This is a genomic window from Microbacterium sp. T3-8, assembly GCF_055398145.1.
In genome coordinates this window covers 1,487,538-1,501,376 of record NZ_AP027918.1, presented here as the reverse complement: position 1 = coordinate 1,501,376, position 13,839 = coordinate 1,487,538, and the positions used below count along the sequence as shown (strand labels likewise).

At 68.3% G+C, this 13,839-nt stretch carries 10 protein-coding genes and 2 riboswitches; of the genes, 1 reads left to right on the top strand and 9 read right to left on the bottom strand.

The annotated features are described in order from the left end of the window. Positions 1–197 precede the first annotated feature (197 nt). A complete protein-coding gene (gene typA, locus ACZ5Y9_RS07050; RefSeq protein ID WP_247622959.1) occupies positions 198–2,111 on the bottom strand; it encodes a translational GTPase TypA in 1,914 nt (637 codons plus the stop codon). Between the two features lie 103 nt (positions 2,112–2,214). Here typA and ACZ5Y9_RS07045 point away from each other — a divergent pair, with 103 nt between their 5' ends. Continuing rightward, positions 2,215–3,021 (top strand): CPBP family intramembrane glutamic endopeptidase, encoded by an 807-nt coding sequence (locus ACZ5Y9_RS07045; protein ID WP_464472638.1) that lies wholly within the window; start codon positions 2,215–2,217, stop codon positions 3,019–3,021. 34 nt (positions 3,022–3,055) lie between these two features. Here the strand turns inward: ACZ5Y9_RS07045 and ACZ5Y9_RS07040 are convergent, their stop codons facing one another. The 8 genes from ACZ5Y9_RS07040 to ACZ5Y9_RS07005 form a co-directional block, all read right to left on the bottom strand. Further along, complete coding sequence (locus tag ACZ5Y9_RS07040) at positions 3,056–3,619, bottom strand: PH domain-containing protein (RefSeq protein ID WP_464472637.1); 564 nt, start codon at positions 3,617–3,619, stop codon at positions 3,056–3,058. Then, complete coding sequence (locus ACZ5Y9_RS07035) at positions 3,616–5,295, bottom strand: dipeptide ABC transporter ATP-binding protein (RefSeq protein ID WP_247632578.1); 1,680 nt, start codon at positions 5,293–5,295, stop codon at positions 3,616–3,618. The genes ACZ5Y9_RS07040 and ACZ5Y9_RS07035 overlap by 4 nt, the downstream gene beginning before the upstream one ends. Then, positions 5,292–6,233: an ABC transporter permease gene (locus ACZ5Y9_RS07030; protein WP_336640686.1), complete on the bottom strand. Its 942-nt coding sequence runs from the start codon at positions 6,231–6,233 to the stop codon at positions 5,292–5,294. Before ACZ5Y9_RS07030 ends, ACZ5Y9_RS07035 begins: the two co-directional genes overlap by 4 nt. Further along, positions 6,226–7,152, bottom strand: coding sequence for an ABC transporter permease (locus tag ACZ5Y9_RS07025; RefSeq protein ID WP_247622964.1), 927 nt, complete (start codon positions 7,150–7,152; stop codon positions 6,226–6,228). The genes ACZ5Y9_RS07030 and ACZ5Y9_RS07025 overlap by 8 nt, the downstream gene beginning before the upstream one ends. Positions 7,153–7,256: 104 nt before the next feature. Next, positions 7,257–8,894 carry a peptide ABC transporter substrate-binding protein gene (locus ACZ5Y9_RS07020; protein ID WP_247622965.1) on the bottom strand — a complete coding sequence of 546 codons (1,638 nt, stop codon included), beginning with the start codon at positions 8,892–8,894 and terminating at the stop codon, positions 7,257–7,259. Between the two features lie 221 nt (positions 8,895–9,115). Beyond that, positions 9,116–11,956, bottom strand: coding sequence for an aminomethyl-transferring glycine dehydrogenase (gene gcvP, locus ACZ5Y9_RS07015; RefSeq protein ID WP_247624707.1), 2,841 nt, complete (start codon positions 11,954–11,956; stop codon positions 9,116–9,118). Positions 11,957–12,017: 61 nt separating this feature from the next. Beyond that, complete coding sequence (gene gcvH / locus ACZ5Y9_RS07010) at positions 12,018–12,395, bottom strand: glycine cleavage system protein GcvH (RefSeq protein WP_247622966.1); 378 nt, start codon at positions 12,393–12,395, stop codon at positions 12,018–12,020. Continuing rightward, on the bottom strand, positions 12,392–13,573 hold the full coding sequence (locus tag ACZ5Y9_RS07005) for a glycine cleavage system aminomethyltransferase GcvT (protein ID WP_464472636.1): 1,182 nt from the start codon (positions 13,571–13,573) through the stop codon (positions 12,392–12,394). Before ACZ5Y9_RS07005 ends, gcvH begins: the two co-directional genes overlap by 4 nt. A 54-nt stretch (positions 13,574–13,627) precedes the next feature. Continuing rightward, a riboswitch (glycine riboswitch) is annotated at positions 13,628–13,725 on the bottom strand. Position 13,726: 1 nt separating this feature from the next. Further along, positions 13,727–13,821, bottom strand: a riboswitch (glycine riboswitch). Positions 13,822–13,839 lie beyond the last annotated feature (18 nt).

Here is a 13,839-nt window from a genome sequence, read left to right as displayed (position 1 = left end):
GCGCCCGGACCTGCGGACAGGGCGGCTCATCGGGAGCCGACTCATCGGACGCAAGTTATCGATTCTGTGTCATGTTTCTGAACGAACCCTCCGCAGAGCCTGGACGGAATATAGGTCCCACCTGGGCTTTTCATGAGAAAAGGGCCTCGCTGCCGCATTTCTGCGGAGCGAGGCCCTCTTATCGGTCCTGTTCGGACTCAGGCGTTGGCATCCTGACGCTTGAGGCGAGCGGTCTCGCGCGCACGCGTGTTGGCGTCGAGGTTCACCTTGCGGATGCGCACGGCCTCCGGCGTGACCTCGACGCATTCGTCGTCACGCGCGAACTCGAGGCTCTCCTCGAGCGTCAACTGACGCGGGGGCGTCATCGACTCGAACGAGTCGGAGCTCGCCGCACGCATGTTGGTGAGCTTCTTCTCCTTGGTGATGTTCACGTCCATGTCGTCGGCGCGCGAGTTCTCGCCGATGACCATGCCCTCGTAGACCTCGGCGGTCGGCTGCACGAAGAACGACATGCGCTCCTGCAGGGCGATCATGGCGAACGGGGTGACGACACCCTGACGGTCGGCGACGATCGAGCCGTTCTGGCGGGTCGTGATGGATCCGGCCCAGGGCTCGTAGCCGTGCGAGATCGCGTTCGCGATGCCGGTGCCGCGGGTCGTGGTGAGGAACTCGCTGCGGAAGCCGATGAGGCCGCGCGACGGGACGATGAACTCCATGCGCACCCACCCGGTACCGTGGTTGGTCATGTTCTCCATGCGACCCTTGCGGTTCGCGAGGAGCTGGGTGATCGCGCCGAGGTGCTCCTCCGGCGTGTCGATCGTGAGGTGCTCGAAGGGCTCGTAGGTCTTGCCGTCGATCTTCTTCGTGACCACCTGCGGCTTTCCGACCGTGAGCTCGAAGCCTTCGCGACGCATGTTCTCGACGAGGATCGCGAGGGCGAGCTCACCACGGCCCTGGACCTCCCAGGCATCCGGGCGTCCGATGTCGACGACCTTGAGCGAGACGTTACCGATGAGCTCCTTGTCGAGACGGTCCTTGACCATGCGCGCCGTGAGCTTGTGGCCCTTGACCTTGCCCATCAGCGGCGAGGTGTTGGTGCCGATCGTCATCGAGATGGCGGGGTCGTCGACCGTGATCGCCGGGAGCGGGCGCACGTCCTCGGGGTCGGCGATCGTCTCGCCGATGGTGATGTTCTCGAAGCCCGCGATCGCGACGATGTCGCCCGGGCCCGCGGACTCGGCCGGGTAGCGCTCGAGCGCGCGGGTCATCAGCAGCTCGGTGATGCGGGCGTTGCTGGTGGTGCCGTCGGAGCGCACCCAGGCGACGGTCTGACCCTTCTTCAGCGTGCCGTTGAAGACGCGCAGCAGCGCGAGGCGGCCGAGGAAGGGGCTGGAGTCGAGGTTCGTGACCCACGCCTGCAGGGGCGCCTCGTCGTCGTAGGACGGAGCCGGGACGTGCTCGAGGATCGCCTCGAAGAGCGGCTCGAGGTCGTCGTTGTCGGGCAGCGAGCCGTCGGCGGGACGGTTCTGCGACGCCGCACCGGCACGACCGGACGCGTAGACGACCGGCACGTCGAGCAGTGCGTCCACGTCGAGGTCGGGCACGTCGTCGACGAGGTCGGACGCCAGACCCAGCAGCAGGTCGTGGGCCTCCTCCTCGACCTCCGCGATGCGGGCGTCGGGGCGGTCGGTCTTGTTGACCAGCAGGATGACGGGGAGCTTGGCCTCGAGCGCCTTGCGCAGCACGAAGCGGGTCTGCGGGAGCGGGCCCTCGCTCGCGTCGACGAGCAGCACGACGCCGTCGACCATCGACAGGCCGCGCTCGACCTCGCCACCGAAGTCGGCGTGGCCCGGGGTGTCGATCACGTTGATCGTGATCTCCTTGCCGCCGGCGTGCTTGCCCTTGTAGGTGATCGCCGTGTTCTTGGCGAGGATCGTGATGCCCTTCTCGCGCTCGAGGTCGTTCGAGTCCATCGCGCGCTCTTCGACGTGCGAGTGCTCACCGAACGAGCCGGTCTGGCGGAGCATCGCGTCGACAAGAGTGGTCTTGCCGTGGTCGACGTGAGCGACGATGGCGACGTTGCGGAGGTCAGAGCGGAGGGCGTGAGCCATGCAGGAATCCTAAGAAGAGGAGTGGGAGGAGCCGGGAAACCGACGTTCCAGGATAACGCACGCGCAGGACCCCCGGCTGAACGGAGGCCGTACCATCGGAAAAGTGAGGCACGAAGACGCAGACCGACCGCTCCCGGAACCGACCTCCGAGCCCTCGGCGCGGCGGCTGTGGTGGGAGATCGCGATCGTGCTCGCGCTCGGTCTCGGCCAGTCGGCGATCTACGCGATCGTCCAGCTCGCCTACCGGCTCACGGACGACACCCCGCTCGCCGATCAGACCGCGACGCTGAATCCCTCACGCAGCGACCGCGAGGTCTTCGACCTGATCTACCAGGTGCTGTCGATCGGCTTCTCGCTCGTGCCGGTGCTGCTCGTCTGCTTCCTGCTCTGGCAGCACCGTCGACCGCACCTCGCCCGTCTCGGCCTCGACGGCACACGCGTCGGCGTCGACATCGGCCGAGGCGCACTCCTCGTGCTGGCGATCGGCATCCCGGGCCTCGGCCTGTACGTCGTCGGCCGGGCACTGGGTCTGTTCGTCGCGGTGAACCCGGGCGGACTCGACGCCCACTGGTGGACGATCCCGATCCTGCTGCTGGCCGCCGCGCGAGCGTCGTTGCAGGAGGAGTTCGTCGTGCTCGGGTATCTCTTCGCCCGGCTCAAGCAGCTCGGATGGTCGCCCTGGACCATCATCATCGCGACCTCGGTGCTCCGGGCGACGTACCACCTCTATCAGGGACCCGGGGCCTTCATCGGCAACCTCGCGATGGGGCTGCTGTTCGGCTGGCTGTTCCTGCGCACCGGACGCCTGCTGCCGTTCCTCGTCGCGCACTTCCTGATCGACGCGACGGTGTTCGTCGGCTACCCGTGGGCGGCGGCGACGTGGCCGGCGCTCTTCGGCCTCCCGGGCTGATCGCCCGAGAAGCCCCGGCGATCCGCGCCCGCGTTCAGCCGGCGTTCGTGATCAGCACGGCGCCGATCGCCCACAGCACGATGATGCCGAGGGCGAGAAGCGCACGGGAGTCCCACTCGCGGCGGATCGGGGCATCCGCCCCGGTCGCCGCGTCCCAGCGGTCGCGGATCTCGGTGAGATCGCGGATCCCGGCCGGGGCCTTGGATGCTTCGCCCTCTGCCGCATCACGACGCGAGGGACGCGCGCGGGCGGGTCCGCCGTAGGCGCTGACGCGCGAGTCGTCGTCGAGGGAGAACTCGAGCTGCCAGCGGAAGTCCACATCGCGGACGCGGGCCCAGCCGAACGAGGTGCGCCGGAGCATGTTCTGCACGACCACACCGGCGTCGTCGACCCGCACCATGGACACGAAGCTCAGCTCGTACACGACCCACATGCCCAGCAGCACCCATGGCGCCACCAGGAGCATCTGCGTCCAGCTGCCCCGCACGACCGTGTCACCGAGCAGGAAGAGCGCGAGCGCGCCGGAGATCACGAGCACGGCCGTGCCCGAGGACGCGCGGAAGATCCGCACGCCCTCGGGCTTGTCGGCAGCGGTCACGCGCCGCTTCCGCCGAGCGGAATGGACGCGCCGGGGATCGCCTGGAGCAGGCGATCCGTGTACTCCTGCTGGGGGTTGGCGAAGATCTCGTCGACGGTGCCCTGTTCGACGATCCGGCCCTTCTCCATGACGCACACCAGGTCGCTCGACACGCGCACGACCGCGAGGTCGTGGGTGATGAACAGGTAGGTCAGGCCGAGCTCCGACTGCAGTTCGGCCAGGAGCTGCAGCACCTGGTCCTGCACGAGCACGTCGAGAGCCGAGACGGCCTCGTCGAGCACGATGATGTCGGGCTTGAGCGCGAGGGCACGGGCGATCGCCACGCGCTGCCGCTGACCGCCGGAGAGCTCGTTCGGGTAGCGCGTCGCCAGGGCCCGCGGAAGGGCGACCTGGTCGAGCAGCTCCTCCACGCGCTCGCGGTGCGAGGCACGATCGCCGACGCCGTGGATCTGCAGCGGCTCGGCGATGGTGTTGCCGATGTTGCGCAGCGGGTCGAGCGAGCCGTACGGGTCCTGGAACACGGGCTGCATGCGGCGGCGCAGACCGAACGCCTGCGCGTTCGACAGCTTCGACACGTCCTGCCCGTCGATCTCGATGGTTCCCGCGGTGGGCTCCTCGAGCTTGAGCACCATCTTCGCGACGGTGGACTTGCCCGAGCCGGACTCCCCGACCAGAGCCAGCGTCTTGCCCTTGGGGATCTCGAACGACACGCCGTCGACCGCGCGGAAGGCCTCGCTGCGGAAGCCGCCCTGACGGATCTTGTAGTCCTTCGTGAGCCCGGCCACCCGCACCGTCGGCGGGATGTCGGCGAGGTCGTCGAGGGTCTCGATGCCCCGATCCTCCACGACCGCCTGGATGCGCTGCGAGGCGACGCTGGGCGCCGCCGCGACGAGCCGCTTGGTGTACGGGTGCTGCGGATCCTCGAGGATCTGCCGGCTGGGGCCCGCCTCGACGATGTTGCCGCCGTTCATCACGATGATCTTGTCGGCGCGCTCGGCCGCTAGACCGAGGTCGTGCGTGATAAGCAGCACCGAGGTGCCCTTGTCGCGCGTCAGCGAAGCCATGTGATCGAGGATCACGCGCTGCACCGTCACGTCGAGGGCCGAGGTCGGCTCATCGGCGATCAGGAGCTTCGGATCGGCCGCGAGGCCGATGCCGATCAGCGCGCGCTGGCGCATGCCACCCGAGAACTGATGCGGGAACTGGTGCAGTCGACGCTCGGCGTCGGCGAGACCGGCCTGCTGCAGCACCTCGATCGCACGGGCCTTGACGGCCTGGCGACCCTGGGCGATGCCGTTGGCGCGGATCGCCTCCTTCACCTGGAAGCCGATGCTCCACACCGGGTTGAGGTTCGACATCGGGTCCTGCGGCACGAATCCGATGTCGCGGCCGCGCACGCCCTCGATGGCCGTGCGGCTCAGAGTGGTGAGCTCGCGACCCTCGAGGGTGATCGATCCGCCGGTGACCGTGCCGGTGCCGGGCAGCAGGTTGACGATCGCGGTGGCGGTCGTGGACTTGCCGGAACCCGACTCCCCCACGATCGCGACGGTCTCGCCCGGGAAGACGTCGAAGCTGATGCCGTGGAGCACTTCGCGCAGACCCTCCTGGGTGCGGAAGGCGACCTTGAGGTCGCGGATGCTCAGCAGGGGCGCCTGATCGGTGATGCGCTCGCTCATCGGCGTGCCCTCGCCTTCGGGTCGAGGGCGTCTCGGATGAGCTCACCCAGGGTCACGAACGCGAGCACCGCGAGGGTCAGCGCGATCGACGGATAGATGAGCGCCATCGGGGCGACACGGAGCGATGCCTGGGCATCACTGATGTCGTTACCCCATGACATCACGTCGCTGCCCAGACCGACACCGAGGAACGACAGCGTGGCCTCGGCCACGATCGCCGCCGCGAGGCCAAGCGTCGAGACGACGAGCAGCGGCGCGATCGCGTTCGGGATGACGTGGTTGAGCAGAATCTTGAACTTCGACTGGCCGAGAGCCTGCGACGCCACGACGAAGTCCGCCTGACGCACGCGCAGCACTTCTGCTCGCACGACACGGGCCGTGGAGGCCCAGGCGAACCCGCCGATCGCGAGCGCCAGCGTCCAGACCGAACGCGAGTCGCGGAACACCGTCATGACGACGACGGCCGCGAGGATGTACGGGATCGCGAAGAAGATGTCACCGATGCGCGACAGCAGACCGTCGAGCCATCCGCCGTAGAAACCGGCGAGTGCGCCCATGATCAGGCCGAGGAACGACGAGATCACGGTCGCGATGAGGCCGACCGCGAGAGACGTCTGCGCACCCCAGGCGATGCGGGCGTAGATGTCGCAGCCCTGGAACGTGAAGCCGAGCGGGTGCCCGGCAGCCGGGCCGCCGTTGCTGTTCGCCAGATCGCAGGAGTCCGGTGCGGTGGCGGTGAACAGCGTCGGCCACACCGCCATCAGCAGGAACACGAGTCCGAGGACGACGGAGAACCAGAACAGCGGACGACGGCGCAGGTCGCTCCAGGCGTCGCGCCACAGGTTGCTGGGCTTCTCGGAGATGCGGACAGCGTCTACCGCGATCGACTCGGTCTCGACCGGGGCGACGTAGTGCTTCTGGGTCGTGGGGTCAGGCATAGCGGATCCTCGGGTCGAGCAGACCGTAGAGCAGGTCGATGAGCAGGTTCACCAGGACGTACAGGATGACGAACACGGTGACGAACGAGACCACGGTCGGTCCCTCACCGCGCTGGATGGCCTGGAACAGGGTGTTTCCGACGCCGGGCACGTTGAAGATGCCCTCGGTGACGGTCGCGCCGACGAGCAGCACGCCGAAGTTGGTGGCGGAGTTCGTGATCACGGGGATCAGCGAGTTGCGCAGCACGTGCACGGGGATCACGCGACCGCGCGAGAGGCCCTTGCTGTAGGCGGTGCGCACCCAGTCCTGGTTGAGGGTGTCGATGACGGAGCTTCTCATCAGGCGCATGCTCACGGCGTACAGGCTGAAGCCGAGCACGATGGCGGGGAGCCAGAGACCGCCCCAGTCGTTGTCGGCGCCGACGGTCGGTTTGAACCACCCGAGCTTGATCGCGAGGAAGTACTGCGCGAGGAACGCCACGACGAAGATCGGGATCGCGATCGCGACGAGCGCGACCATGAGCGACACGTTGTCGAAGATCTTGCCCTTGCGCAGCGCCGAGACCGTTCCGATGATGATCGCGAGCGTGAACTCGATTCCGATCGCCATGACCGCGAGGCGACCGGTGACCGGGAGCGTCGCGGCGAGCACGGCGGAGACCGGACGGCCCGAGAACGTGTTGCCGAGGTCGCCCTGGAACACACCGGTGATGTAGTACCAGTACTGCACGATGAACGGGTCGTTCAGGTGGTACTGCTCGCGCAGCTGCTCGACGACCGCCGGGTTGGGGGTCTTGTCGCCGAACAGGGCGAGGATCGGGTCGCCGGGCATGGCGAACACCAGGAAGTAGATGAGCAGGGTGGCACCGAAGAAGACCGGGATCACCTGCAGGAGACGTCTCAGGATGTAACCGAGCATCCGCTGTCCCTTCTGAAGGGGGGAGTAAGAAGACCGTGCGAACACAAGCCTGTGAGGCGGTGACGAAAATCGTCACCGCCTCACAGGTGAAGTGCCGTTAGATCTTACTCGCCGGCCTTCGTGATCTCGTAGTACAGCGGGACGGAGTTCCAGCCGAACGTGACGTTGTCCACGTTCTCGCTGAATCCACCGGTCACGTTGGAGTACCACAGCGGGATGGCGGGCAGGTCCTGGAAGAGGACCTCCTGAGCCTTGGTGAAGTCCTCGATCTGCGCGTCGGAGTCGGGGTTGCTGATGCCGGCCGAGATGAGCTCGTCGAACGCGGGGTTCGAGTAGTCACCGTCGTTGGAACCGGCGCCCGTGGCGTAGAGCGGTCCGAGGAAGTTGTACAGACCCGGGTAGTCCGCCTGCCAGCCCGAACGCGCAGCCGTGGTGATGGTGCGGTCGTTGATCTTCGTGCGAAGGTCCTGGAAGGTGGGGTACGGGTCGCCCGAGGCGCTGATGCCGAGGTTGTTCTTGATCTGGTTGCTCACCGCGTCGACCCAGGCGTCGTGCCCGCCGTCGGCGTTGTACGCGATCTTGAAGTCACCCTCCCACGGCGAGATGGCGTCGGCCTCGGCCCACAGCTCCTTCGCCTTCTCCGGGTTGAAGTCGAGAACCTCGCTACCGGGGACCGAGTCCGACCAGCCGGCGATGACCGGCGAGGTGAAGTCGGCGGCCGGGGTGCGCGAGCCCGAGAAGATGGTCTCGGTGATCTCTTCGCGGTTGATCGCCATCGAGAGCGCCTGACGACGCAGCTTGCCCTCTTCGCCCGAGAAGTGCGGGAGGAACTGGCCGATGGTGAACGACTGGAACACGGCCGAGGGCTGGTTCACGGCGCGGTCGCCGAGCTCGTCGGTGAAGACGGCCAGCGAGTTCGTCGGGATCGCGTCGATGACGTCGACCTCGTTCGAGAGCAGGTCGGCGTAGGCCGCTTCCTGCGTCGCGTAGAACTTGATCGTCAGACCGCCGTTGGCTGCCTTGCGGCCGCCTTCGTAGTCGTCGTTGCGGACGAGGTCGATCTGCACGTCGTGCTGCCACGCGTCGTCGCCGTCGATCTTGTACGGGCCGTTGCCGATCGGGTTCTGACCGAACGCGTCCATGTCCTCGAAGGCCACGTCCGGGAGCGGGTAGAACGCCGAGTAGCCGAGACGCAGAGCGAAGTCGGAGGCCGGCTTGTTCAGCGCGATCGTGAAGGTGTAGTCGTCGACCTGCTCCAGGCCCGTGAGCTCGGAGTCCTCGTCGTAGCTGAAGCCCTCGATGTCCTCGAAGAAGTAGCTCGACAGGTGGCCGTTGGAGAGCTTCGCGCCCTCGTTCCACGCCTTGATGAAGTTGTCGGCGGTGACCTCTTCACCGTCGGTGAAGGTGAGGCCTTCCTTGATCTTGACCGTGAGGTGCTGCGGGTCCTCGGTCGTGATCTCCTCGGCGACGTCGTTGACGGGCTCGCCGTCGGCGTCGTAGTAGATGAGCCCTGCGAAGATCTCGTCGAGGATCTTTCCGCCGCCGACCTCGTTGGTGTTGGTCGGGATCAGCGGGTTCTCCGGCTCCGAGCCGTTCGTGGTGATGATGGCGTCCGGGTTCGCCTCGCCCGCGGCGCTGCCGCCGTCGGAGTCGTTTCCACCACCGCTCGCGCAGCCCGCGAGCGCCAGGGCGCCGATCGCGAACAGCGCGGTGCCCGCAAGGGCGATCTTGTTGCGCTTCACTATGTGTCCTCCTAGGACGTGTACTTCTGACTGCGCGCTCATCGTCGAGCACGTAGGGATATTTCAGAGTATCCCGGCATCTGGCGCCCGACGCGCCCGGCTAATCAACCGTTACTGAGTGGTGACCATCTGAAACATCGCCGAAACACACGGCAACACGCCGTAAAACTTCCGACGGCACCGCCTCCGGGAGGAAACGGTGCCGTCGACGTGTTATCGGATCAGGCGAACGCCTCGATCGGCGGGCAGGCGCACACGAGGTTCCGGTCGCCGTACGCCTGGTCGATGCGCCGCACCGGAGGCCAGTACTTGCCGGCGATCAACGCGTGCACCGGATAGGCGGCCTCCTCGCGGGTGTACGCGTGCGTCCACTCCCCCGCGATCAGCGACACGGCCGTGTGCGGTGCGTGCACGAGCGGGTTGTCGTCGGCCGGCCAGCGACCCGCCGCCACGGCATCCGCCTCGGCCTTGATCTGGATCATCGCCTCGATGAACCGCTCGATCTCGCCCAGGTCCTCCGACTCGGTCGGCTCGACCATCAGGGTTCCCGCGACCGGGAACGACATGGTCGGCGCGTGGAAGCCGTAGTCGATCAGGCGCTTCGCGACGTCGTCGACGGTGATGCCCGTCGCCTCCTTCAGCGGGCGCAGGTCGAGGATGCACTCGTGCGCGACCCGACCGTTCTCGCCCGTGTAGAGCACCGGGTAGTGCTCGCCCAGGCGAGCGGCGATGTAGTTCGCCGACAGCACGGCCGCAGCGGTCGCGCGCCGCAGGCCCGCACCGCCCATCATCCGCACGTACGCCCACGAGATCGGGAGCACGCCCGCCGAGCCGTAGGGGGCGCCCGAGACGGCCCCACCGGCGAAGACGTGGCCTCCCGCGTGCTCCGCGCGCTGCGCGAGCGGGTGCGAGGGCAGGTAGGGCGCGAGATGCGCCTTGGCCGCGACCGGTCCGACACCCGGTCCGCCGCCGCCGTGCGGGATCGCGAAGGTCTTGTGCAGGTTGAGGTGCGAGACGTCGCCGCCGAGGTCGCCGAAGCGGGCGTAGCCGAGCAGCGCGTTCAGGTTCGCACCGTCGACGTACACCTGACCTCCCGCATCGTGCACGGCGGAGGTGATCTCGACCACGTCGTGCTCGTACACGCCGTGGGTCGACGGGTAGGTGATCATCAGCGCCGAGAGCTCCTCGGCGTGCACCTGGATCTTCGCCCGCAGATCGTCGAGGTCGACGTTGCCGAGCTCGTCGCACGCGACGACGACGACCTTCATCCCGGCGAGCACGGCCGACGCGGCGTTCGTTCCGTGCGCCGACGACGGGATCAGGCACACCGTGCGCTGCTCGTCGCCGTTCGCGAGGTGGTAGCCGCGGATCGCCAGGAGCCCTGCGAGTTCGCCCTGCGAGCCGGCGTTGGGCTGCAGCGACACCGCGTCGTATCCGGTGACCTCGGCCAGCCAGGCCTCGAGCTGATCGATCAGCTCGAGGTAGCCGGCGACGTCGGATGCCGGGGCGAACGGGTGGATGCCCGCGAACTCGGGCCACGTGATCGCCGCCATCTCTGTGGCCGCGTTGAGCTTCATCGTGCACGAGCCCAGCGGGATCATGCCGCGGTCGAGCGCGTAGTCGCGGTCGGCGAGGCTCTTGAGGTAGCGCATCATCGCCGTCTCGCTGCGGTGTGCGTGGAAGACGGGGTGCGTGAGGAACTCCTCCCGGCGGAGCAGCCCCTCGGGCAGGGCGTTCGCGTCATCGACGAAGGCGAACGCTCGCTCGGCGCGGCCCCCGAAGACGCGGGCGACCTGCAGCAGTTCGTCGACGGTCGTGGTCTCGTCGACCGAGATGCCCACGGTGTCGGCATCCGCCGCATGCAGCAGGATGCCGTAGCCGTGGTGCGCCTGCTCGACGTACTCGGCCGCGCGCCCGGGGACGCGCACCTGCAGCGTGTCGAAGAACGCGTCGTGCACGACGTCGGCGCCGTCTTCGACGAGCCAGGAGCGCAGCAGCCCCGCCTTGCCGGCGACGCTCCGGGCGATCGCCGTCAGGCCGTCGGGTCCGTGATAGACCGCGTACATCGACGCCATGACCGCGAGCAGCACCTGCGCGGTGCAGATGTTCGAGGTCGCCTTCTCGCGCCGGATGTGCTGCTCGCGCGTCTGCAGCGAGAGGCGGTACGCGGGCTTGCCGTCGGCATCGACCGACACACCGACGAGGCGGCCGGGGAGCTGACGCTCGAGACCGGCGCGCACCGCCATGTACCCGGCGTGCGGGCCGCCGAAGCCCATCGGCACGCCGAAGCGCTGGGTCGTGCCCACGGCGACGTCGGCACCGAGGGCTCCCGGCGAGGTGAGAAGGGTCAGCGCGAGCAGGTCGGCCGCGACGACCGCCAGGCCACCGGCGAGATGCGCCGCATCGATCACGGCGGACGGATCCCACACGCGACCGGAGGCACCGGGGTACTGCACGAAGACGCCGAACAGGTCGGCCGGCAGCTGCTCGCCCGCGGCGAAGTCCACCGTGACGAGACGGATGCCGACGGCATCCGCCCGGTTCTCGAGGAGCGCGCGCGTCTGCGGGAGCGCGTCGGCGTCGACCGCGAACACGTCGGTCTTGGCCTTCGACGCACGGCGTGCGAGGAGCATGCCCTCGGCGACGGCCGTGGACTCGTCGAGCATCGACGCGTTGGCGGTGGAGAGCCCGGTGAGGTCGGCGACCATCGTCTGGAAGTTGATGAGCGCCTCGAGGCGGCCCTGCGAGATCTCGGGCTGGTACGGCGTGTAGGCCGTGTACCACGACGGGTTCTCGAGCACGTTGCGCTGGATCACCTGCGGGGTGATCGTTCCGTAGTAACCGAGACCGATCATCGGCCGGTTCACCGTGTTGCGCGCGGCGAGGGAGCGCAGTTCCGCGAGCGCCTCGGTCTCGCTGGCGGCGGCGGGGATGCTGCTGTCCGCGAGCGCGGACTCCGACGGCGCGGCCGTGAAGATCGACGACGGCACCGCCTCGGTCATCAGCGCTTCGAGCGGCCCCTCGGGGTCGACGTCGGGCCCGATGCCGAGCGCATCGAGCATCCGACGCTGGGCGTCGGCCGTGGGTCCGATATGACGATCGGCGAAAGAGACCACGTGCGGATCAGCCCTCCGTGAGTGCGACGTAGGCGTCGCGGTCGAGCAGTCCGTCGGGCGCTCCGCCCGCGACGGAGACCTTGATGAGCCATCCGCCCGCGAAGGGCTCGGCGTTGACGAGCGAGGGATCGTCGACGACCGCGTCGTTGACCTCGACGACGGTGCCGGTCACGGGCGCGTACAGCTCGCCCACCGACTTGGTCGACTCGATCTCGCCGACGACGGTGCCCGCGGCGACCTCGGTGCCCACGGCGGGCAGTTCGACGAAGACCACGTCACCGAGCTTGTCGGCGGCGTAGTCGGTGATGCCGACGGTGAGGGTGTCGCCCTCCACGGCGATCCACTCGTGCTCCTCGGTGTAGTGCAGGGTGCTGAGATCGGTCATTTCGTCCTCCGGTAGAAAGGCAGAGCGGTCACGGTCGCGGGGATCCTCGTCCCCCGCACATCCAGGAATACTGCGGTTCCCTCTTCCGCGGAAGAAGGGGTCACGTAGGCCATCGCGATCGGATGGCCGAGAGTGGGGCTGAGCGCACCGCTGGTGATCTCGCCGAGCGGGGTGCCGTCGGCATCGACGACGCCGTAGCCGGCCCGGCCGGCGCGCTTGCCCTCGGCGACGAGCCCCACGAGCACGGGGGCGTCGGCCGCGGCATCCACCGCGTCCTTGCCGATGAAGCTCGACTTGTCGGCGGCGACGACCCGGCCGAGCCCCGCCTGCGCGGGCTTGGTCTCGGTCGTCAGCTCGTGCCCGTAGAGCGGCATCCCCGCCTCGAGGCGGAGGGTGTCTCGGGCGGCGAGCCCGGCCGGCACGAGACCGTGCGGCTCACCGGCGACGAGAAGCGAGTCCCACAGCACCGCGGCATCGTCGGTGCGCACGAGGAGTTCGAAGCCGTCCTCGCCCGTGTACCCGGTGCGGGCGATGAGCAGGGGCTCGTCGCGGAACGTGGCCTGGGCCCAGGCGTAGTACTTCTGCTCGCCCCACGGCACGCTGAGCGCGTCGATCCCCTCCGTGTCGGCCAGGATCGCCTGCGCCGCCGGGCCCTGCACCGCGATCAGGGCGAAGGAATCGGAGACGTCCTCGACGTCGACGCCCCGGTCGCCCAGGAAACCGGCGAAGCTGCGCTCCTCGCCCTCCGCGCGCTCCTGCTGCCGCTCGATGATCGACGGGAACGAGCGCACGCGCGAGGCGAAGGCGGAGTCGACGAATCCGCGGTTGCCGGCGTTCGCGATCACCAGGAACCGGTCGTCGGCGAGGCGGTAGGCGATGACGTCGTCGATGATCCCCCCGTCGGCGGCCAGCACGAGCGAGTACTTCGCCTTGCCGACGGGCATCGCCGAGATGCGACCGGCGAGCGCGTAGTCGAGGAACTCCCCCGCATACGGCCCGGTGACGAGGAACTCCGCCATGTGCGAGATGTCGAAGAGACCGGCCGACTGCCGCACCGCGTGGTGCTCGGCGAGGTCGGACGTGTAGCGCACCGGCATCTGCCAGCCGCCGAAATCGGTGAACGATGCGCCGAGTGCCTCATGGCGCTCGCGGAGCGGGGTGTAACGGGGATCGGACATGGAGTTCTCCCGGATGCAGACGGGCGGAACGACGGCAGCGCCGTTCCTCGGAACTCCCCCTCTGTCATGGGCCTGAGAGTTTCGCCCGCGCTGACGCAGGGCTTTCACCGTCGGCGGATCCCCCCGACGGGCGGGATCGCTTTTCAGAGTGGCCGGAACCGCGCGGTACGCGTACCTGAGAGATTGGCGGGGAGGCTTGCTCCTTCGGTGCCCGGCTGCGTTCGCCGGGGCTCTCCCGCGGGGGTCGTTCGGCCCGTGTTCGATTG